Here is a 22425-nt window from a genome sequence, read left to right on the forward strand (position 1 = left end):
CAATACGGCCGCAAGTAACCAAGTGATTTAGGCGCAAGCTATGGCAAAAAAAGTTACAGCGTATATCAAGCTTCAGGTCCAAGCTGGGAAAGCCAATCCAGCGCCACCAATTGGCCCTGCCCTGGGTCAGCACGGGGTCAACATCATGGAGTTCTGCAAGCAGTTCAATGCACGCACGAGCGACATGGGGGACCTGAAAATTCCGGTTGTCATCACGGTCTATTCAGACAAGTCGTTTACCTTCGTGACGAAGACGCCGCCAGTCCCCGACCTGATCAAAAAGACGTTGGGTATCACGAGCGGCGCAGCCCGACCTGGACGGGAGCGGATTGGAAAGTTGACCATGGCGCAGGTGCGTCAGATTGCCGAGACCAAGCTGCCAGATATGAACTGTGCTTCATTGGAAGCGGCTATTCGCTCGGTCAAAGGGACGGCCCGAAGTATGGGACTTGAGATTGTGGAGTAGGTACAAGCCAGGTACACCACACCGGCAGCGTTGACGGGGCGAGTGATTCAGGGAGCGACGGTAAGGGGTCGCGCTGGCACCTGAGAGGAGACAGTATGGGACGAATGGGCAAGAAACACCGGGCTGCACTGGCACAAATTGAGCCGGGGCGGCTCTACACTCTGGCGGATGCCGTGCCGCTTATCAAGCGGATGGCTTACGCCAGGTTTGATGAGACGGTTGAAGTCACCATGGTTTTGGGGGTTGATCCCCGTAAGGCCGACCAGATGGTGCGCGGGACGGTTGTTCTGCCAAACGGACTGGGGAAAACCAAGCGGGTCGTGGTGATTGCGGCTGGTGAAAAGCAATCTGAGGCCCAGTCTGCGGGAGCTGACGAGGTCGGCGGTGAAGACTTTGTCGAGCGTATCAAGGGCGGCTGGCTGGACTTTGATGTGCTCATTGCCACGCCGGATATGATGAAGTCCGTCGGCACGCTGGGTAAAATTCTCGGCCCACGGGGACTGATGCCAAACCCAAAGACAGGAACCGTAACCTTTGAGGTCGGCAAGGCCGTACAGGAAGTCAAAGCCGGTAAGGTTGAGTTTCGTGTGGACAAAACCGGCGTCGTTCACGTTCCGGTGGGGCGGGTTTCCTTCCCTGATGAAAAGCTCATTGAAAACATCCGTACCCTCATCGAGGCTGTTCTCCGTGCCAAACCGTCGGCAAGCAAGGGGCGGTACGTGCGGGCTGCCTACTGTGGCTCGACGATGGGGCCAGCGGTACCGCTTGCACCATCGGAGTACCATAGCTGAATCCTTAGACCATCGTGAGGAACGTTGATGCCCTGTGGGGAAGCCGGGCGGCCTGTTCCTGCGCGATGCCGGAGTTGGGGGGAACGATGACGCGACAGGGAAAAGTATCAGTCGTTGAGCAATTGGCGGCGGAGTTTCAATCCACCCGCCATGCCTTTCTGGTTGGCTTTCAGGGGATGACCGTGCAGTCCGACACGGCGCTGCGCAGTGAGCTGCGCCGGGCGGGGATGCGCTACCACGTTGTCAAGAACACACTGGCGCGCCGCGCGGCCAAGGGAACAGTACTGGAGCAACTCGGCGAGCAGTTTACGGGGCCGACGGCGGTTGCTCTGGCCCCGGAAGACCCGGTGACAGCAGCCAAACTGCTGCTCAAACTCTTCAAGGAATACCAACAGTTTGTTTTCAAGGCCGGGGTTGTGGATGGGAAAACCATCGGGGAACAGGACATTGAGGCCCTGGCCACGATGCCCTCCCGCGAGGAACTCATGTCCCGTCTGATGTTCCTGATCAACTCTGGAGCACAGCGGATTGCCGCGGCGACAAGTGGTGTGGCGCGCAATGTGGCGGTAGTCACGGCGCAGGTGCGAGACAAAAAAGCAGAGTAACGCCCGGTCGAGTGATAGTGGCCTGGCGTCTGCCAATGGATGTCCCGGAATAGGGATAAGAGCAAGGGGGAGAACGGCGCTGCCCGGTCAGGAGCCTGAATAACCCACGACAGCTCGTGATTTTACGTTTTAGTTCAGAAAGGTAGGATGAACATGTCGGAGAAGTTGACGGCCATTGTCGAGCAAATTGGTTCATTGACGTTGTTGGAAGCGGCGGAACTCGTCAAGCTGATGGAAGCAAGGTTTGGAGTTTCAGCAGCGGCTGCTGCGGTTGCGGTTCCAGCGGCCGCGGCTGCGGCGGGAGGCGCCCCAGCCGCTCCGGCTGAAGAAGCCAAAGATGAGTTCGATGTGATCCTGGCGGCTGCCGGTGCCAACAAGATCAATGTCATCAAGGTCGTTCGCGAAATTACCTCGCTGGGGCTGAAGGAGGCCAAAGACCTTGTGGATGGCGCTCCCAAGCCGATCAAGACTGGCATTCCAAAGGCCGAAGCCGAGGCCATCAAGGCCAAGTTGACGGAAGCGGGGGCAACCGTCGAAATCAAGTAAGGGTGTTTGTCGGCGGCGGGCAATCAACCACCACTGGGCCCGACAGGTCCCGTGGTGGGCTTGCCTTTTGAGCATCAGGCTGACCTGAAGGGCTTGTCCGTTTGAGCCATTCTTGTGGCGGGAGGCGCTTTTGAAGAATCTCAGTGGCGCCAACTGGCTCGTGATGACGGTGTACGCACGAGTAGTTCGACCTTGTCCTCTGACAAGCCGCTGGTACCGGCTTGCTTTGGCAGGTGAAGCCCGCCGGTTTGTGGCCTGTCAATTTTCCCATCTGGTTTCGCTGCACCATTTCCTTGTTGACTTCCTTACTTCACGCGCATCGGAAGCTCGTTTCCGGCGGGCAGGTCTTGGCGTGCCCGCTTTTGGGGTGCTTGCCTGATGCGGAAAGGCATGTCTTTGGCTTATGTCGCACAACGGTAAGGAGACGCGGGCGCGTCACGACTTCTCGAAGATCAAGACGGCAATTCGCATCCCGAACCTCATCGAGGTTCAACGCGAGTCGTACTATCGCTTCCTTCAAATGGACAAGCTGCCCGAAGAGCGTGAAAATATCGGCCTTCAGGCGGTTTTCAAATCTGTATTTCCCATCAAGGATTTCCGTGACACAGCCCAGTTGAGTTTTGTTGAATACTCGATTGGCGAGTGGAAATGCAAGTGTGGCAAAAACGAGGGCTTGCAGTTTCTCCGTTCCAACTGTCACAACTGCGGGGCCGTCATTCAGGTTGATCCACTTTCGGGCGAAGACGTGATTTGTCGTGCCTGTGGCGCGGCCAACAAAAATATCGTCACCACCTGTGACGTATGTGGTGAGCCGGTCGGTCTCAAGCACAAATACGAAGTCCGCGAATGCCAGGAGCGCGGCATGACTTATGCCGTTCCGCTCAAGGTCAAAATCCGCCTGACGCTCTGGGACAAAGACGAAGAAACCGGACAGCGCAGCCTGCGCAACTTTCTGGACGAGGATGTGTATTTTGGCGACATCCCGCTGATGACCGAAAACGGCACATTCATCATCAACGGGACGGAGCGCGTCATCGTTTCCCAGCTTCACCGCAGTCCGGGAGTATTCTTTGAAAAGTCTCCGACCTATCTGGCGAAAGTCATTCCCTACCGTGGTTCGTGGATCGAGTTTGAGTACGACCAGAAAAATCTGCTCTACGTACGGATTGACCGGAAGCGGAAGTTTCTGGCGACGATCTTCCTGCGGGCGTTGGCGCTTATCCAGAAACTCGACATGGAAGCCATCGAGCGGGGCGACTACACCGATGCCCAACTGGAAGAGCGCATCAAGGCGACGACATGTACGGACGTTGAAATCCTGCGGCAGTTTTACCAGGTGGCCACGATGGAGGTCCACCAGGAGAGTCTCTGGTTTCCCATCAGTCCGTTGCTGCTTGATATGCGTCTCACCGGCGGGGTCAAGCACCCCGAAACCGGTGAGACCCTGCTGCGTCCGGGACAGAAAGTAATGCCAAAGCACCTGAAAACCTTTCGTGAGGCTGGTGTGACCAAAGTCGCGGTCAGTGCACCGGACCTCACAGGGGCGACGGCGCTGGCTGATATTGTGGATGTGGCCACTGGTGAGGTTCTGGTTGAGGCCGGGACGGAGTTGACGGCACGGGAGTATGAAAAGCTCTTTGCTGCCGGGGTCGAAAGCTTCGAGGTGTATTTCCCCGAACGGGATGACATCGGAACGATTCTCCAGCAAACACTCAAGAAGGACACCATCCGCCGGCCTGTGGATGCGCTGCTGGAAATCTACCGCAAGATGCGGCCCGGCGATCCGCCCACGATTATGACTTCCTGGGGGCTATTTTACGGGATGTTTTTCGATGCCCGGAAGTTCGATTTCTCGCGCGTCGGGCGACTCAAGTTCAACATCAAGATGGGGCATCCCGAACGGGCGAACCTCGACCAGCAAACGCTTTCGCCGCGCGACTTTGTGGATGTCATCACCTATCTGCTCAAGCTGCGCAAAGGGCGCGCCATCGGGCCGGATGGACAGGAAATGACCTACGACGCCGATGACATTGACCACCTGGGCAATCGGCGGGTGCGCGCCGTTGGTGAGTTGCTCGAAAACCAGTTTCGGCTGGGGCTGGTGCGCATGGAACGGGCCATCAAGGACAAGATGTCCATCCACCAGGAGATGCAGCAGGCAATGCCGCGCGACCTCGTCAACGCCAAGCCGGTCATGGCGGCCGTACGGGAGTTCTTTGGTTCGTCACAGCTTTCGCAGTTTATGGACCAGACGAATCCGTTGTCGGAGATCACCCACAAGCGGCGGCTTTCGGCGCTGGGTCCGGGCGGACTCTCCCGTGAGCGGGCTGGCTTTGAGGTACGCGACGTGCATCCGACCCACTACGGCCGCATCTGCCCGATTGAAACGCCGGAAGGGCCGAACATCGGGTTGATTTCGTCTCTGTCGTGCTTTGCGCGGATCAATGAGTTTGGCTTTATCGAGTCGCCCTACCGCAAGGTGGAAAACGGGCGGGTCATTGAGTACGTCCGCATCACCAACGGTGGCGATACCAATCTGCGACCAGGGTCCCATATCCCTCTTTCTGAAGCCGAGGCGGCCAATGCGGCGCTCAAGCCCGACCAGAAGCCGGCAGAATATGAACCTTACCCGTTTTATCTCTCGGCCTGGGAGGAAGACAAATACACCATCGGGCAGGCCAACATCCGGCTCAACGAACGGCTCGAAATTATTGACGAGCGGGTGTCAGCCCGCAAAGCCGGGGAGTTTCGTGAGGTTCCACGGGAAGAAATCCAGTTTATAGACGTATCGCCAAAGCAGCTTGTGTCGGTAGCCGCAGCCCTCGTGCCATTTCTTGAGCACGATGACGCCAACCGCGCGCTGATGGGTGCCAACATGCAACGGCAGGCAGTGCCTTTGTTGCGCGCAGAAGCGCCCTTGATCGGGACAGGCATGGAGCGGGTTGCGGCGCAGGATTCCGGCGCGGTTGTCATTGCACGCCGCGATGGCATTGTGGACAGCGTGGATTCCGAACGCATCATCATCCGGGTGGATACCACGCAGCCCGGCACGCTCTCGCGTGAGGTGACGGCGGACATTTACCAGTTGGTCAAGTTCCGGCGCTCCAACCAGAGCACCTGCATCAACCAGAAACCCATTGTGCGCGTGGGGCAGCGCGTCAAGAAAGGGGACGTGCTGGCGGATGGCCCCTGCACCGACCAGGGTGAGCTGGCGTTGGGCCGCAACGTGCTCGTGGCCTTTATGCCGTGGCGCGGCTACAACTTCGAGGACGCCATCCTCATTTCGCAGAAACTCGTGCAGGAGGATGCCTACACGTCCGTCCACATCGAGGAACTTGAAATCGAAGCCCGGGACACCAAGCTTGGCCCGGAAGAAATCACCCGCGACATTCCGAACGTTTCAGAATCCAGCCTCCGTGACCTGGATGAATCCGGCGTCATCCGCATCGGGGCCCGCGTCAAGCCGGGTTCGATTCTTGTCGGGAAGGTGACGCCCAAAGGCGAAACCCAACTGACACCGGAGGAAAAGCTGCTGCGCGCCATTTTTGGCGAAAAAGCTGGGGATGTCCGCGATGCCTCCCTGACCTGTCCGCCTGGTATCGAGGGCACTGTCGTGGACGTCAAAATCTTCACCCGCAAGGGACAGGAAAAGTGCAAGCGCTCCCTGGCCATTGAGGCTGAGGAAGAAGCGCGATTGCTCAAAAATCTGGAGGATGAGCGTCGCATTCTCGAAGACGAGCGCAACAAGCGGATTTACGAGCTTCTGGAAGGGCAGCGGGTGGCCAAGGATGTGCTCGTCAACAAGCGGGCCGTACTCGGCAAGGGCGAAGTCCTGACCCGTGACTTTCTCAGGACGCTCGATCTGGCCACGCTCAAGAAAATCGAGCTTCAGAATCCCAAGATTGATGTGGCCGCTGAAATCAAAGAACTTGAAGAGTTCACCAAGCGGCAGTTTGCCATTCTCCAGAGGCTGCACGAAGAGAAGGTCGAAAAACTCAAACGTGGCGACGAACTCCCGCCGGGCGTCATCAAGATGGTCAAGGTGTTCATCGCCATGAAGCGCAAGCTGTCCGTGGGTGACAAAATGGCCGGACGGCATGGCAACAAGGGGGTCATCGCCCAGATTCTGCCGGAAGAGGACATGCCTTACCTGCCTGACGGGCGGCCCGTCGAAATCGTGCTCAACCCGTTGGGCGTGCCGTCGCGCATGAACGTCGGCCAGATTCTGGAAACGCACCTGGGCTGGGCGGCGCACGTACTGGGCGTGCAGTTTGCTACACCAGTGTTTGACGGAGCTTCAGAAGCCGAAGTCAAGCAGAAGCTGGCCGAAGCGGCAGCGCTGCGGGAATCCCAGGGTGAACTGCCGATGATCAACCAGTCCGGCAAGACTGTGCTGTATGACGGCATGACGGGTGAACCCTTCGAGCAGTTGGTCACGGTCGGCTACATCTACATGCTGAAACTCTCACATCTGGTGGACGACAAGATTCATGCCCGCTCCATCGGTCCCTACTCCCTTATCACGCAGCAGCCGCTGGGCGGCAAGGCGCAGTTTGGCGGTCAACGCTTCGGAGAAATGGAGGTGTGGGCGCTTGAAGCCTACGGAGCAGCACACATTCTCCAGGAGCTGCTGACGGCGAAATCGGATGATGTCGCCGGCCGCTCGAAGAGCTACGAGGCGATTGTGAAGGGAGAAACCGACTTTGATCCCGGCGTGCCAGAGTCCTTCAACGTGCTGGTGCGGGAGCTACAGTCGTTGTGTCTCGATGTCGAACTCATCAAGCGCTCGGAGGACTCGAATGGTGCGTCCGCTGAGTCGCCCGCAACCCTGTCGCGTCGCTGAGATGGTCAACCGGTGACGGCTGTTCGGTCTGGCGGCCGTCACATTGCCGCTTTGGAGGTCATTCATGCTCAGACATCAGGACAAGCCAACCGTCGCGCCCGACTTTGAAGCCATTCGGATTTCGCTTGCCTCACCGGAAAAGATACGTTCGTGGTCGTACGGTGAAGTGACCAAGCCGGAAACCATCAACTACCGAACGTTCAAGCCGGAGCGGGACGGTCTGTTTTGCGCCCGTATTTTCGGCCCCATCACGGACTGGGAGTGTCTGTGCGGCAAATACAAACGCATGAAATACCGGGGCGTGGTCTGCGACAAGTGCGGGGTCGAAGTCACCCTGTCGCGTGTGCGCCGGGAACGGCTCGGTCACATCGAGCTGGCGTCGCCCTGCTCCCACGTCTGGTTTTTCAAGGGGCTGCCCAGCCGGATTGGACATCTGCTCGATATTCCCCTGCGTGATCTGGAAAAGGTGCTCTACTACGAGTCCTACATCGTGGTGGATGCCGGCGAAATGACCGACATCAAGGAAAAGGACCTGCTGACCGACGAGCAGTACCGCAAGCTGTTTGACGCCTATCCCGGACAGTTCATTGCGCGCATGGGGGCAGAGGCCATCAAAACCCTTCTCGAACGGGTGGACTGCACAGCGCTCTCCGAAGAACTGCGGCAGAAGATGCGCGAGGAAACCTCCCAGCAGAAAAAACTCAAGCTGGCCAAACGGCTCAAGGTCGTGGATGCCTTCCGGCGGTCTGGCAACCGGCCGGAATGGATGATTCTGGATGTCATCCCGGTCATTCCGCCGGAGCTGCGTCCGCTCGTGCCGCTCGACGGCGGGCGCTTTGCGACTTCTGACCTCAATGACCTCTACCGGCGCGTCATCAACCGGAACAACCGCCTGCGCAAACTGCTCGACCTGAAAGCGCCGGAAGTCATTGTCCGCAACGAAAAGCGCATGCTTCAGGAAGCTGTGGACGCACTGTTTGACAACGGCCGCCGGGGGCGCGTGCTGCGCGGGGCGAACAACCGTCCGCTCAAGTCGCTGTCGGATACGCTCAAGGGCAAGACCGGCCGGTTTCGGCAGAACCTGCTCGGCAAGCGCGTGGACTACTCCGGGCGGTCGGTCATTGTTGTCGGGCCCGAACTTAAGCTCCATCAGTGCGGGCTGCCGAAGAAAATGGCCTTGGAGCTGTTCAAGCCTTTCATTTACCACCAGCTTGAAAAACAGAAGTACGCCCAGACGATCAAGCAAGCTAAGGAAATGGTGGACCGGCAGGTGCCGGAGGTGTGGGACATCCTCGAAGAGGTCATCCGGGAGCATCCGGTGCTGCTCAACCGCGCGCCGACGCTCCACCGTCTGGGCATTCAGGCTTTCGAGCCGGTGCTGGTGGAAGGCAAGGCCATCAAGATTCATCCGCTGGTGTGCACCGCCTTCAACGCCGACTTCGACGGCGACCAGATGGCCGTGCACATTCCGCTTTCCCACGAAGCGCAAATCGAAGCCATGGTTCTGATGCGCGCCGACAACAACATCCTGTCCCCGGCCAATGGGCAACCGATTGCCGTGCCGACGCAGGATATTGTCTTGGGGTGCTACTACCTCACCTATGAGCGCGCTGACGACCCGAAGGGCGGCCGCACCTTTGCCACGCTGGATGATGTGGTCATTGCCCATGACGCCGGCATCGTCAACACGCAATCGCCCATCAAGCTGCGCTACGAAGGTGTGCTCATCGATCTGGAGCATGAACGCAACCAGCAGGACCTGCTGCGCGCCACCCCACGCCACGTCCGGCAGGTTATCAGCACGACAGTCGGGCGCGTGATCTTCAACCAGGCCCTGCCGGAAGGTATGCCTTTCGTCAACGGGGTGCTCAAAAAGAAAGGGTTGCAGTCGCTGGTCAGCTACTGCCAGCTCCACCACGGCCTCGAAACCACGGTCAAGATGCTCGATTCGCTCAAGGCGATTGGCTTTCTCTATGCCACGAAGGCGGGTATCTCCATCGGCATTGATGATCTGGTAACGCCGCCGCGCAAAGCCGAACTCATTGCTGAAGCCGACCGCGAAGTGGCGCGCTTCCAGCGTGAATACGAGGAAGGCAGCATCACGGACGGCGAGCGCTACAACAAGGTGATTGCCACCTGGTCGCAGACGACAGAAGCCGTGGCCAAGGAGATGAACGCGGCGATGAAAGCCGCTGAGAAGCAAAACAACGAACTCAACCCGATTATGGTTATGGCGGATTCCGGGGCGCGTGGTTCAGCGCAGCAGATTCGGCAGTTGGCCGGGATGCGTGGGCTGATGGCCAAACCGTCAGGAGAAATTATCGAAAAACCCATTCGCGCCAACTTCCGCGAAGGCCTCGACGTGCTGGAGTACTTCATCTCCACGCACGGTGCGCGCAAGGGGCTGGCGGATACGGCGCTCAAGACCGCCGACTCCGGCTATCTCACGCGCCGCCTGGTGGATGTGGCCCAGGATGTCATCGTGTCGGAGGAAGACTGTGGCACGATTCGCGGCATCTGGGTCGAAGCTATCAGTGAAGGTGGAGAAATCATCGAACCCCTGCGCGACCGAATCATCGGGCGGGTGGCCCTCGATGACATCGTTGACCCGGTGACAGGCGAAGTCATCGTACCTGCCAACCAGGAAATCACTGAAAAGCTCGCCTCCGACATTCAGGATGCTGGCGGTATCGAGCGCGTCAAACTGCGCTCAGTGCTGACCTGTGAAGCGCGCCGGGGTGTATGTGCCAAGTGCTATGGACGCAACCTGGCGACCGGAAAAATGGTTGAGTTGGGTGAGGCTGTCGGGGTAATTGCCGCGCAGTCCATCGGTGAACCGGGAACACAGCTCACCATGCGTACCTTCCACCTGGGCGGCGCAGTGACGGGTTCCTCCGAACAGTCTTCGCACGAAGCACGCAAGGCTGGACGGGTGAAGTTTGAAGACCTGCGGACGGTGAAGGGACGTGACGGCCGACTCGTCGCCATGAACCGCAATGGCTACATCGTCCTCATTGACGAAAACCGCAGCAACCGGGAAATCGGACGCTACCAGATTGTCTATGGCGCGCGCCTGTCTGTGACGGATGGGCAGCTTGTGGACGAAGGCGACACGCTGGCCACCTGGGACCCCTACACCTTCTCCATCCTGACCGAGGTCGAAGGCACGGTGCGGTACCACGACCTCATCGAGGGGATCACCATTCAGGAAGACATTGATGCCAATACCGGCAACCGCAGCATGATCGTCCGTGAAGCCACGGATGAAAAGCGGCAGCCGCGTATTGAAATCATCGGCGAAGACGGCAAGACGGTTCTCAAAGCCTACCAGATGCCAGTACGTGCCAACCTGAGTGTCCGCCAGGGGGACCGGGTGATGCCCGGCGACGTGATCGCCAAGATTCCACGTGAATCCACCCGCGCCAAAGACATCACCGGTGGTCTGCCCCGGATTACCGAACTGTTTGAAGCCCGGAAACCCCGCGAGACAGCCGTGATGGCCGAAATTGATGGCGTCGTCAAGTTCGGTAACGTCGTCAAAGGGCAGCGCAAGGTGCAGATCATTGGTGACGACGGTGAAACGCGCGAATACTCGATTCCGAAGGGCGTCAACATGTTCATCCAGGAAGGCGACCGGGTCAAAGCCGGCGAGCCGCTGGTGGATGGCCCGCTCAATCCGCACGACATCCTCGCCATCCAGGGGATGGATGCCCTGCAGCGGTATCTCGTCAATGAAATCCAGGAAGTCTATCGCCTCCAGGGCGTCAACATTGCCGACAAGCACATCGAAGTCATCGTGCGGCAGATGCTGCGATGGGTGCGCGTCAAGGAGGTGGGCGATACCGACTTCCTCATTGATGAACAGGTGGATCGCTTCCGCTTTGAGGACGAAAACAACCGCGTGATCGCCGCTGGCGGGCAGCCGGCCACGGCCGAGCCGCTCCTGCTGGGCATCACCAAGGCTTCGCTTTCGACCGAAAGCTTCATCTCGGCGGCAAGTTTCCAGGAAACGACGCGCGTTCTGACGGAAGCCGCCATTTCGGGCCGCGTGGATTACCTGCGCGGTCTCAAGGAAAACGTCATCATGGGGCGGCTCATCCCGGCCGGGACCGGCATGGAATACTATCGGCGCATTCGCCTGTACGAGGAAAAACCCTTCGTCACAGAGGAAGAGATCACCGAGGCTTCGGCCTACAACTTCGACGATGCTATGACGCAGATCGCCGAAACGGACATCCAGGTTCGCAAGGCCGCCAAGGGGAGCGAATAGCGCAGAGAACGGGGGATATTTTCTCCGGTGACGGACGGCGTGCGTCCGGGTTACGATGCCCGGCGCGCGCTTTTTTGTCTGTTTTGACCGCGCCATGCCCTGTTCCTGCAACCTTCTTTGCGGAGAAGGACTCTAGCTTGCCGTATAGTACGCGATAGTGTATAATAATGCTCATGGAAAGCGCTATAAGCACAGGCAAGGCGGCAAAACTCCTTGGTGTCTCGGCCAAGACGTTGCAGCGTTAGAAACGCGGCGGCGCTGAACCTGAAACGGCTGGCAACCGAAACTGCCCTACCCGTGGCGAGTCCGTCCAGCAATGGCGGCGCTGCGGCGGGGACCGTCCCCGCCGTAGTCGGGAAAGTCACGCCTGTCAGATACGACGGTGGTCAACAGGACACGTCGGGGCAGGAAGAGAACCGTGCGCACTTTTGCGCACATTCTTGATAGCAGGCAACGGCAATCATGCCAACCGGAGATGAACCGCGCCGTCTGGCGCAGCAGCTACGCGAAGGAACTGCGCCGGTGCTTGAAGCGCCTGCGATTGGAAGCTGGCTACAGTCCTGGGCCCGTCAGCAACCGACGGCGACGGCGTTGGTCGCCTACGACGCTGAAGGGCAACGTACGGCGCTGAGCTACGCGGAGTTGTGGGAAGCTGTCCAGGCCGGCGTCGCCGCCCTGCGGGCGCAGGGTATCGCCCCCGGCGACCGGGTGGCCACACTGGCTCACAATGACGGTGAAACCGTTGTGGCGTATCTCGCCATCTGGACGCTTGGCGCATGTGTGGCGCCGGTCAACATGACCGAAGATGCGGAGCGGCGGCGCTTCATCGTCGGGCACGCCGAAGCCCGGCTGCTGCTCGCGCTGGATGATTACCTGTCCGAAGCCCACGAACTGGCGCGTCAAATTCCGGTGGTGCGGAGTGTCCTCGAACTTCAGGGCGGACGGTGGCGGGCCGCCTTTGCCGGTGCCGGCAATGTGGAGCCGGAGTGCGCACCGGAGCGGGAAGCCCTGATTGTCTATACCTCGGGCACGACCGGTGCGCCAAAGGGGGTGGTGCTCACGCAGGCCAATCTGCTGCTCGATGCCCAGGCGCTGCGTGACTGGAACGGCGTCACCCGGCAGGATGGGCTGATGTGCGTTCTGCCCATCCACCACGTCAACGGCATTGTGGTCACGCTGCTGACGCCGCTGGTTGCCGGTGCGCGGGCGGTCCTCAATCACCGGTTTTCGCCGGCGACCTTCTGGCCGCGCCTTGTGGCGGAGCAGGTACGCATTGTGAGCGTCGTTCCGACACTGCTTGCCTTCTTGCTGGAGCGTCGCCAGCACTTCCTGCCGGAAGCCAGGGCGTTTCTTTCGCACGTCATCTGCGGGGCCGGGCCGCTGACCGTCGAACTGGCACGCCAGTTTGAAGACACCTTTGGCATCCGGGTGCTCCACGGGTACGGGCTGAGTGAAACAACCTGCTACTCGACGATGCTGCCGCTTGACCTGCCGCCGGACGAACACCGGCACTGGATGCAGGCCCTGGGCTTTCCTTCCATCGGGGTGGCCCTGCCGGTCTGCAACGTGGCCATTCACGACGCCACGGGGCAGCCCCTGCCGCCGGGCGTCCGGGGGGAAATCGTCGTGTGCGGGCCGACCGTCATGGTCGGGTATTTCAAGCGCCCGGAAGCGAATGCTGATGCCTTTGCCCACGGCTGGTTTCGGACGGGCGACGAGGGCTTCTACGAGCGCGATGCCCAGGGGCGCGCCTTTTTCTTCATCACCGGACGCATCAAGGAACTCATCATCCGGGGTGGAGTGAACCTGTCGCCTTTTGAGATTGACGCCGTGCTTTCCCACATTCCCGGTGTGAAATGCGGGCTGGCCGTCGGCTTTGAAAACCGCTGGTATGGCGAGGAAGTCGGGGCTTATGTCGTTTTGGAGGAAGGCGTCCAGCTTGACGCTGAAACCATCCTGCGGGCGGCGCGGGAGCGGCTGCCCTTCCACAAGTCGCCCAAAGTCGTCGTGTTTGGCACGGAAATCCCCGTGACTTCCACGGGCAAATACCAGCGCAACAAACTGAAGGCTTACTTTGAACCGTGGCGTGATGCCCAGTTCACCGCATAGGCTGGCTGACCGTGGGCGGGCGTGGACAGTTCCGGCTGCGGCTGCCGGGATGCCGGCTGGTCGCGGTAGGGGCAGTGACGGCAGCCCGAACCACAGCAGCGCCCACGGGCCAGAAGATACCGCGCCGTAAAGACGTAACAGCCGTTTTCAAGGTAGTAGTCGTCGCCTTCGATGAGCGCCATCCCGCTTGACCGATGGGCCGGTGAACGCGGCCATTATGGACAGTCTGTGGGGACGGACGGCGGCGTGCGCCAGAGAATTTCGGTTTGCTGCGCCGAAACGAGCCGGTAGGCAATTCCGCGCCATACAACAACCCGGCGGAACAGCGACACGACCGTATTGGCAGCATACAGCATGGCCGTCGGGATATGGAGACAGCAAAACAGGATGCGCCGCCGCCAGTCGCCGATGTGCTGCGCGCCGAGCGCCTGCCGGACGGCCAGCAGGGACAGGGCATCATCCAGCCCGCCGAGCAGCCACAGCCCGACCAGTCCCAGGTGGGCTGTCGACAGCACACCGGCCCAGGCATCCCGCAGCCCTTCCAGCCCGATGCCGAGGACGACGAGCGTAAAGAAGCCGTACCAGAGCAGGGCAATGCGCCACATCGTCGGGTGATAGATGCGGGTGATGAGGATTTGCCGGGTCGTAAACTCCCACAAATCGCGCCAGCCAAGGCCATCGGATGAGGCCACAAGACAGGTTGGAACAAACACCATCCGTCGCCGGTGGGCACGCAGAGCGGCGCTGGCAACGTAGTCATCGCTGAGTGTTCCACGCCATCGTTCGGCCAAGCGGAGTTGTGCGAACGTCGCCCGCCGGAGCGCCATCGAGCCGCCCCAGACAAAGCTCGATCCGCCGGGTTTGAGGTTGGTCAGGATGACGGTGTTCCAGTGTGCGCGCCACAGGCTGGGCAGATCAGCGTTGTCCAGCGAGTACCACCGCATGCCGCTGGTCGCGCCAACCTGCTCATCGCCAAGGGGTGCGACCAGTTCGCGCAACCAGTCGGGCGGGATTTCGATGTCGGAGTCGAGAAACGCCAGCACTTCACTGTCCGGCCGGGCGGCTGCCACACCAGCCAGCAGGTTGTGAACTTTCTGACCGCTGTCGGTGGCCAGCCCGGCGACAACAAGGCGGAGGCGTCCGGGATGTTGCTGCACCCATTGGGAAAGCTGCTGATAAGCCGGATCGGTCTCGCTTTCGACGACAAACACCACCTCGTAGTCGGGAAAGTCGAGAGCTGACAGACGCGGCAGGCTGCGACGCAGTCCGTCGTCATCACCCTTGCACGGTGCAATGACGGTCACAAAGGGCGCGTAGTCCTTGGGATGCGTCCGTGCGGCAACGAAGCGTCGCACACAGGCAAGGAGCTGGAAGCCTTCCCAGAGCCGAAGCAGGGCGCGGCCCAGCAGCGGTAGCAGCAGCAGGTCAAACCCGTGTGTGACCAGTCCTCCGGTCATACGGTCTGACCGTCCGGCTTCAGCACCATACCGGCCAGGGCGTTGGCGACACAGCCGGACAGCGTGCGGCTTGCCTGGCTGGGCGGATGGGGTGGAAGTTCATAAACGGCCGTAAACCCGGCGGCGCGCCACTGCGCTTCGGTCAACCGGACGCGGCCGGCAAAGGCCACCACCGGCAGGTGGCGCTGTGCGCCCAGTGCAGCCAGAAATCCCGTGGACTTGCCGTGAAGGGACTGTTCATCAAGTTGTCCTTCACCCGTGAGCAGCGCTGTGGCGCGGGTCAGTTCAGCCTGGAAGCGGGGGTGTTCGGTCAGCCAGCGCGCGCCCAGTACCCGTTCGGCGCCGAGCCAGGCAACCAAGGCAAAGGCCGTACCGCCGGCCGCGCCAGTACCGGGAAGGTCGCGGACGCGGCGACCGGTTACGGCTTCAAGGACCTCGGCCCAGTGGTGGAGGTTGGCTTCGAGCTGCGGCAGTTCGTCGGGTGTCGCGCCCTTCTGCCCGGCAAAGGTATGGACCGCGCCGCTGGGGCCGAGCAGCGGATGCAGCACGTCGCAGGCGACGATGAGATGACCGCCGCGCGCCCGGAAGGTTTCCGGCGGGCTGTCCGGTTCGGGAGCTTCAATCCGCTCCACCTGACTGAGGCCTGCATTGCCGGGAGGCACTGGGCTGCCATGGCGGTCAAGCAGCCGGACACCAAGCGCCTGCAACACCCCGGCGCCGCCGTCCATCGTCGCCGTGTCGCCCAAGCCAAGCACGATGGTGTGCACCTGTGGGCGCGCCATGATGGACCGGAGCAGCTCGCCCGTCCCGCGACTGGAGAGGTGCGCCGGGCGACGGGCTGTTTCCGGCACGAGATCAAGCCCCGACGCCAGCGCCATTTCGGCATAAGCGGTTCCATCTTCGCCCACAAGAAACGCGGCCGGAATACGCCTTCCAACCGGCGGATGTACCGTGGTCTGCTGTTGCCGCAGGTGGGGAGCAAGACGGCGGATGGCATCGAGAAAGCCACGCCCGCCGTCACTCATCGGAAAGCTTGTGGAGTCGAGCGTTGGATGAGCGCGATGCAAGCCCAAGGCTATGGCCCGGGCCGCCTGCACGGATGAAAGCGTACCTTTGAACCCGTTGGGAGCGATGAGGATCACGCGCTTATTCAGGCTTCTTTTCGGTCAGGACCTGTTTGACAGCATGCAGGAGTTCATTTTCGCTGAAGGGCTTGGCCAGAAACACCGTGTCCAGCGGCAAATCGGTAGCCCGGTCGCGGGCCCCAAAGGAGCCGCTTATCAGGATGCACCGGCAGTTTGGATATTCTCTGGCCATATCCTGAAAGACGCGCTGGGCGCCTCCTTCCGGTAGGATGTCATCCGTGACAAGCAGGTGAATGGGTTTTCCGCTCTGCGCCACGATGTGGTGGAGCGCCTCTTCGGCCGTTTGGGCCGAGAGAACCTTGAATCCAGCGTCAGTCAGCCACTCGCAGACGAGTTCGAGCAGGTCCGGTTCATCTTCGACGACGAGCGCCGTCAGACCGACGTAGTTGCCGGTCGGACGCCAGGACAGACGCGCTCTGGGCACCAGGCTCGAATCGGCTTCGGCTATGGGTAGAAACAGGTAAAACGTCGTTCCCAACCCCAGTTTGGACTCCACTTCAATAAAGCCACCGGCTTCGGTCACACAGCCATAGACGGCCGCCAGGCCGAGACCCGTGCCTTTACCGGCTGGTTTGGTGGTGAAAAAGGGTTCAAAAAGCCGGTGGCGCGTTTCAGCGCTCATACCAATGCCGGTATCGGAAACTTCAATGACGGCGTAAGCGCCGGGAGTGGGCGGTGTCGCACAGGCCCGGATGCGTTCCGGGGAGGGAATAAGTTGGTCTTCCGTGAGGAAATGGTGGGTCGTCTTTACGGTCAACACTCCGCCCTCCGGCATGGCATCCCGCGCGTTGACGATGAGGTTGAGCAGGCACTGCGAGAGCTGTCCGGCATCTATGGACACGAACAACGCTTCTGGATGAAGCTGTCTGGTAAACGTCACCCGCGCTGACAGGATACGTTCGGCCAGAAGCGCCGTCTCGGTCACGATGGGATTGATGTCCTGCACGAGGGCAACGGAGTCGCTTTTGCGGCTGAAAATCATAAGCTGCCGCACGAGTTCAGCGCCACGCTTGGCGGCTGTGAGGATGGCTGACCGCTGCTTGGCAAGGCGGGCGTCGAGCTGGCTGGACCGCGCCCCTATCATTTCGGCATAGCCTTGGATGACGGACAGGATGTTGTTGAAGTTGTGGGCCACGCCGGAGGTCAGTTGCCCGATGGCTTCCAGGCGCTGCATGCGCCGGAACTGCTCTTCCCGCTGTTGCCGGCCGAAGGTTTCTTCGGCCACGGCGACACAAAATTCCCTGGCGCACAGCTCCAGACGGGCCAGGGAGACGTGCACACTGATGGGGACACCCGCTTTGGTCTGATGCCGCCAGGCCACCGGCTGGGTGAACCTTTCCATCGCCACTTTCTGGCAGGGGGCCTGCACAAGGTAGTCCTGCCAGGCAACAGCCGTATCTGTCGTGGCCAGTTGCCGCACATCCATCCCCACCCACTCATCGGCTGGATAGCCATAGAGTTCCAGTGCGGCAACGTTTCCGTACTCAATCTTCAGGTTTTGAGGGTCGAACGACCAGACTGGCAGCGGAAAGTGGTCGAAAAGCCGGTGCCAGGTCCGGGTTGTCAGGGAGGCTTCAAGTGCCTGTAACTGTTCGTCCTGCAGGGCCGCCAACAGGTCTCCGGCACGCATCAGGGTGGATGGAGACAGGTTTCCTGCTTCAAGCAGGGCAGCCAAGGCTTCGTGGTGAAGACCGGCAAGCTGCATCCGGTTCTGGAGAAGTGTGGGCGGAAGTTGTGGCTTCAGCGCTGCCAGCGTTGCTGCCATGTCAAGCTGGTTGCTGAGATAGGCGTTCAGAGAACGAGCGTATGCGGTACGGAGTACGTCAGGGAAGGGCATTACTGTGTCAGGACGGCCAGAACGGTCAGGGATGGAAGACTACACTGTGTCTTACATCCAGGCAATAAGACCTATGGGCCTGTAGCCGCTTGATTCGAATGGGGAGAAACACCAATCAGGCAGCCAGCCGTGCCGGGCAGGGAGGTCAGGCGTAAGCCATAGGCCAGCAGTCCACAGCCGACGGCCCCAGCCGTGAGGGTGCCGAACAACCACCAGCGCAGCGGAATCGGTTGCCGTTCGCGGGGTTGGCGGGGCATCCAGATGGGCCACGGGCGGCCGACGTAAAACACCTCAAAGTTGAGCGCCCACAGCGGGCCATCGTCCGCCCACTCAGGTGACAGCCCAAAGATGCAATAGGTGTTGGTGTCGTCGTAGGGGCCGGGCCGAAACCAGCAGGCTTTGTCCCGTGCCGACGGGTTGACCGGATCGAGCAGTTCCGCCGGCCGCGCCAGCAGTGCGCTTTCCCGGAAGTAAAAGCCCGGGTCCGTCGCCCAGAAGTGTGGCGGCAGACAGCGTTCCAGAAAGAACCGCTGGTGGTCGAGGCTCAATCCCAGCGCCTGCACCCCCAGCCCGACAGCGACGATGACCGCAGCCCCCCAACCCATCACCGTGTGTGAGGGCAGAAAGGCAAAGGTCAGTGACCACAGCGGCAGAATGGGTAACAGATACCGCGGCCCCCAGCACCAGTCGCCGCCGTAAAACGAGATGCACCCGATGAAGCCGACGAGGACCACCGAGGCTGCCAGGGTCATCCGCGCCACCATGGGCGCGTGTGCCCGCAACCCGGCATAGCCAAAGAACGCCAGCAAGATCGGCGGGCTGTACCACAGCACCCCTTTGCCGGGGCTGATGAGGAGTCCCGGCACACCGTAGAGCGGATTGCCCCAGAAGGAAGGATGTCCGGGAATGTCGAACTTGCCAGTGGCGAGGGAATGCCCGAAACGGAGCGTGTTATAGACCCCGAAGACCACCAGCCCAACGCCGCAGGCCAGACTGAAGGCCGCGATGCGTTGCAGTGAAGCGCGTCCGGCGTCCGTCTTCCAGAAGTCCGTCCAGAGGTGGGTCAGCCAGGGACGCAGGTCGCCAGACCAGGGAGGCCAGGTAACGTTCACCCGCGAACACATCAGCGCCAGAAAGGGCCACAGCAGCACGAGGTGTTCGACAAAGTTGACCAGCCAGCCGGCGCACAGCCCCCCGGCAAGGGCATACCTCACCGACTGCCGCTGGGCGCTGCGATAGGCGCACCAGGCAGCGCACAGGACGAAAAACGCCTGCTGGAGGTTGTCAAACGTCGTCGTGGCGCCAATAAACGTCAATGTGGCAAAGGCATTGACCAGTGTCCACACCACGGCGCGACCGGGAGAAACGCCAAGGTCAAGCAGAAAGAAAAACAGCACTACGGCCAATCCCGCGCCAACAAGGGCGCAGGTGAGGGAAAACAGAAAACGCTGGCGTTCGCCTTTCCAGTCGTCGCCGATTTTGCCGAGGGCTACAAGTGGCACGCCCATTGCCGAAGCACCCAGACCATAGTGGCTATACAGCCGCCGGTCTTTTCCCCGAACGCCAATCCACTGGAGCGCCGGGTCGCGCAGGGTCGGTTGTCCGGCTTCCACCAAGCTGCGCGCCACCTCGAAGCGGCACTGACCGTCAATGATGTCAATCCGGCCGGGACTCATCAGGACATAGACCGCCCCGACGAACAAAAACAGCCCGGCAGCCAGCCAATGCGCACAGGATTTCACAAAAAACAATCGTGGAGACGACAGGATTTGAGCTTGCATTCGGGTTTTGGGCGCAAGTATATGCACGCCCATGAGGTTTGCCCATGCCTGCTTTCATACACTGTGGCCCCTCACTGTGGCCCCTGCCGCGCTGGGCTGTGGCCGGGGCTTGTGCGCTGGCCGTTGCGCTGCCTCTGTGGACAACACCGTTCCCACCAGTCACCGACCTGCCCCAGCACGTTGCCCAGGTGCGGCTGTGGTTTGAAACCCTGGCCGGAATGCCACACCCGGACGGAGCGCGCTACATCATTCAGTGGTGGACGCCCTACAGCCTGACCTACTGGCTCATGGGCGGATTATGGCAGGTGTTGCCGCCGGTGCGCGTCGGGCAGGCGATGTTGCTGTTGCAGGCGCTCGCCTGGGTGTTTCTGGTGCACTGGCTGGCGGCCCGGCGGCAACGCTCGGCGGCTGCGGCGGCCCTGGCCACGACCCTGTTTTTCAACCATACGCTGTACTGGGGGTTTGTCAGTTTCATGACCGGTGGCCCCCTGTTTCTGCTGTGGGTTCACACAACGGCCCGGGACGCTCCTCTGACACGCCGCCGGCAACTGCTTCTGGTGAGCCTGGCAGCGTTACTCTATGCCGCCCATGCGCTGTGGTTTGCCATGGCGCTGCTGTGGTTTGGGGTAATGGCGTGGGGATTGCGACGCCCCTGGCGCACGGTGCTGCACAACGGCCTGTGGCTGCTGCCGCTCGCAGCATTGGCCGCACTGATGTACAGCCGGATTGGCTACGCCACAACTCTCGTGGAGCATAAAACCCTGTGGCGCACGCCGGTGGTCTGGCGGCTGTTCACGCCGTGGTTGCCGGAATCGGTCTATGGTGGTCTGGGCGGCTTCGTGGAGCCATTGGCGCTGACTGGGGTGGGGCTGTGGCTGGTTGCCGGTTTGGTCCGGCATCGGCGCCGGTGGCGGTCTGCCAGCGATCCGGTCTGGCTGCTGGCCGGCGGGCTGTGCCTGGCCGCCGGGTTGCTGCTGCCTTACCAGTATCAGTACACCATCGAGTTTGCCGAACGCTGGATGCCAGCCGCCGTAACCTGTCTGCTGCTCGGTGCACCGGCTTTGGATGTACCACCGCCCGGCAACGACACCCGTTCTGTTCCGGCTTGGCCGCGCGCCGTCGCCACGGCGGGCTGTGTGGTCTTCTGCGGCTGGACGGCGCTGGTCTGGCAGGCGTTTCAGCGCGACTACCTGCCCGGTCTGCCCGAAGCGCTGGCGGCGCTTCCGTCCCAACCGCGTGTCGTCGGGCTGGATTTCGTCAAGGAAATTCCGGGCTTTCGGCGGCGTCCGCTGATGCAGATGCCAGCCTATGCCCAGGTGCTGCACGGCGGCGCGTACAGCCTGTCCTTTGCCAAGTTTCCGCAGAGCTTTGTGCGCTATGAAACGGATGCCGTGGTGCGCTGGACGGATGGCCTTGAATGGTCACCCGAACGCCTGACGGAGCGTGACCTGGACTACTTTGATTTTGTGCTGGCCGTGGGCGACCGCTGGGCGCACGAGCGTTTGCAGACGAAGTTTCCCCGGCTTCAGCCCGTCACCGGCGACGACCACACTCCCTGGCGGCTGTACCGCATTGGCGCCCACGCCCGGCACACGCTCATCGTCAGTGAGCATCCCCGATGACACAACGGGAAACACCTGGGGACCCGCCCGTTGCTGTTTACTCGTACTGTTCCTGCCGCCCACGCGGCGAAGGCTGGAAGCTTTCGGGATAGTTGGCGCTCTCGATGAGGTTGAGTCCCGACAGGGCTGGCGCGGATTCCTCCAGAATTTGCTTGGTGATTTCGATATTGGCGAGCAGTTCGTCGAAGTCCAGGTCCGTCGCGCCCGCCCCGTCCAAGGCCGTCATGGTCACGATGTGGTCGTTGATCAGGCTGAACCGGTTTTCAATCGCCTGAAGTTGGGCCTCGACCCGGCGGACGCTGCGCTCGATTTCATCAAAGGTCTTGAGGCGGCGGCGGAGAACATCCAGGTTGTGTTCGAGCAGGGGGCGGGTGGCTGCATCGGCCGTGGTCATCTGGCGCTCAATCTGGATGATCTGGTTTTGAATGGCATTCCGGTTGACCGACCGCAGGTGGGTTTTGCGCCGCCGATAGACATCAAGCAGGTCAACGAACTGCTCCCACATCGTATCCAGGCACTGGATGGATTCCGGGAGTTTTTCGAGTTTGGTGAACTTGAGATAGTTTTCGTAGATTTTGCTTTTCTGGAAGCGCAGATATTCGACCATTTCACGGTCGCGCGGCTCGAAGGTGCGGATGAGTTCTTCCCGCTGCCGCCGCCGAAGCATCTGCCGCTGCCGGGCCGCCCGGCGTTCGACGAGTCGCCGGTAGGCAGTCATTGCCGGAACGACCGTCAGATAGGTGGCTTCCAGCGCCGCACCCGCCACGAGCGGTATCCAGTCCTGGGTGTAGGCGGCCGCCGACAGAAAGAGCACCATTGTCCAGATGTTGTAGGGTTCGCCAGCGGCTTCCTTGACGTAGTTGATTCTTGAGGTAGCAGAGGTCAACCCACTCATGACACTTTGACCTGGATGCGGCCTGTGGTTGCTCGGTGAGAGCAACCAAGTGTCGCAC

General features: G+C 60.9%; 14 protein-coding genes and 1 pseudogene. 9 read left to right on the forward strand and 6 right to left on the reverse strand.

Features of this window, described 5'->3' with window-relative positions:
- The first annotated feature begins 40 nt into the window (after nt 1-40).
- The 8 genes and pseudogenes from rplK (at nt 41) to CABTHER_RS01200 (ending at nt 13630) form a co-directional block, all read left to right on the forward strand.
- Nucleotides 41-466: a 50S ribosomal protein L11 gene (gene rplK / locus CABTHER_RS01170; RefSeq protein ID WP_014098742.1), complete on the forward strand. Its 426-nt coding sequence runs from the start codon at nt 41-43 to the stop codon at nt 464-466.
- A gap of 95 nt (nt 467-561) precedes the next feature.
- Nucleotides 562-1257: a 50S ribosomal protein L1 gene (gene rplA, locus CABTHER_RS01175; protein ID WP_041569028.1), complete on the forward strand. Its 696-nt coding sequence runs from the start codon at nt 562-564 to the stop codon at nt 1255-1257.
- A gap of 14 nt (nt 1258-1271) precedes the next feature.
- Nucleotides 1272-1862 carry a 50S ribosomal protein L10 gene (gene rplJ, locus CABTHER_RS01180; RefSeq protein ID WP_148263881.1) on the forward strand — a complete coding sequence of 197 codons (591 nt, stop codon included), beginning with the start codon at nt 1272-1274 and terminating at the stop codon, nt 1860-1862.
- A 147-nt stretch (nt 1863-2009) separates the two neighbouring features.
- Complete coding sequence (gene rplL, locus CABTHER_RS01185) at nt 2010-2408, forward strand: 50S ribosomal protein L7/L12 (protein ID WP_014098745.1); 399 nt, start codon at nt 2010-2012, stop codon at nt 2406-2408.
- Between the two features lie 403 nt (nt 2409-2811).
- Entirely contained in the window at nt 2812-7251 is a 4440-nt protein-coding gene (gene rpoB / locus CABTHER_RS01190; protein ID WP_014098746.1) for a DNA-directed RNA polymerase subunit beta, read from the forward strand.
- Between the two features lie 64 nt (nt 7252-7315).
- Nucleotides 7316-11521 carry a DNA-directed RNA polymerase subunit beta' gene (gene rpoC / locus CABTHER_RS01195; RefSeq protein WP_014098747.1) on the forward strand — a complete coding sequence of 1402 codons (4206 nt, stop codon included), beginning with the start codon at nt 7316-7318 and terminating at the stop codon, nt 11519-11521.
- A gap of 167 nt (nt 11522-11688) precedes the next feature.
- Nucleotides 11689-11763 (forward strand): annotated as a pseudogene (locus CABTHER_RS17865) (IS607 family transposase); the annotation flags it as partial.
- Nucleotides 11764-11983: 220 nt separating this feature from the next.
- On the forward strand, nt 11984-13630 hold the full coding sequence (locus tag CABTHER_RS01200; RefSeq protein WP_014098748.1) for a class I adenylate-forming enzyme family protein: 1647 nt from the start codon (nt 11984-11986) through the stop codon (nt 13628-13630).
- On the opposite strand, the gene CABTHER_RS01205 is transcribed toward CABTHER_RS01200, so the two are convergent.
- The 5 genes from CABTHER_RS01205 to CABTHER_RS01225 form a co-directional block, all read right to left on the reverse strand.
- The gene (locus tag CABTHER_RS01205) at nt 13591-13812 is read right to left on the reverse strand and encodes a DUF5522 domain-containing protein (RefSeq protein ID WP_014098749.1); all 222 of its coding nucleotides are present in this window, start codon (nt 13810-13812) and stop codon (nt 13591-13593) included. The two genes, CABTHER_RS01200 and CABTHER_RS01205, sit on opposite strands and share 40 nt — an antisense overlap.
- 33 nt (nt 13813-13845) lie before the next feature.
- A complete protein-coding gene (locus tag CABTHER_RS01210) occupies nt 13846-15087 on the reverse strand; it encodes a glycosyltransferase (protein WP_014098750.1) in 1242 nt (413 codons plus the stop codon).
- Complete coding sequence (locus CABTHER_RS01215; protein ID WP_049787439.1) at nt 15084-16229, reverse strand: glycerate kinase; 1146 nt, start codon at nt 16227-16229, stop codon at nt 15084-15086. Before CABTHER_RS01215 ends, CABTHER_RS01210 begins: the two co-directional genes overlap by 4 nt.
- 4 nt (nt 16230-16233) lie before the next feature.
- A complete protein-coding gene (locus CABTHER_RS01220; protein WP_014098752.1) occupies nt 16234-17997 on the reverse strand; it encodes an ATP-binding protein in 1764 nt (587 codons plus the stop codon).
- Between the two features lie 143 nt (nt 17998-18140).
- Nucleotides 18141-19850 carry a hypothetical protein gene (locus tag CABTHER_RS01225; RefSeq protein ID WP_148263882.1) on the reverse strand — a complete coding sequence of 570 codons (1710 nt, stop codon included), beginning with the start codon at nt 19848-19850 and terminating at the stop codon, nt 18141-18143.
- A 44-nt stretch (nt 19851-19894) separates the two neighbouring features.
- Between CABTHER_RS01225 and CABTHER_RS01230 the strand changes: the two genes are divergently transcribed.
- On the forward strand, nt 19895-21472 hold the full coding sequence (locus CABTHER_RS01230) for a hypothetical protein (RefSeq protein WP_014098754.1): 1578 nt from the start codon (nt 19895-19897) through the stop codon (nt 21470-21472).
- A 37-nt stretch (nt 21473-21509) separates the two neighbouring features.
- Here CABTHER_RS01230 and CABTHER_RS01235 read toward each other — a convergent pair whose 3' ends face one another.
- Nucleotides 21510-22367, reverse strand: a complete 858-nt coding sequence (locus CABTHER_RS01235) for a hypothetical protein (RefSeq protein ID WP_014098755.1) — start codon at nt 22365-22367, stop codon at nt 21510-21512.
- Between the last annotated feature and the right edge of the window lie 58 nt (nt 22368-22425).

The sequence above is a fragment of the Chloracidobacterium thermophilum B genome (genome assembly GCF_000226295.1).
GTDB classification, from domain to species: Bacteria; Acidobacteriota; Blastocatellia; order Chloracidobacteriales; family Chloracidobacteriaceae; genus Chloracidobacterium; species Chloracidobacterium thermophilum.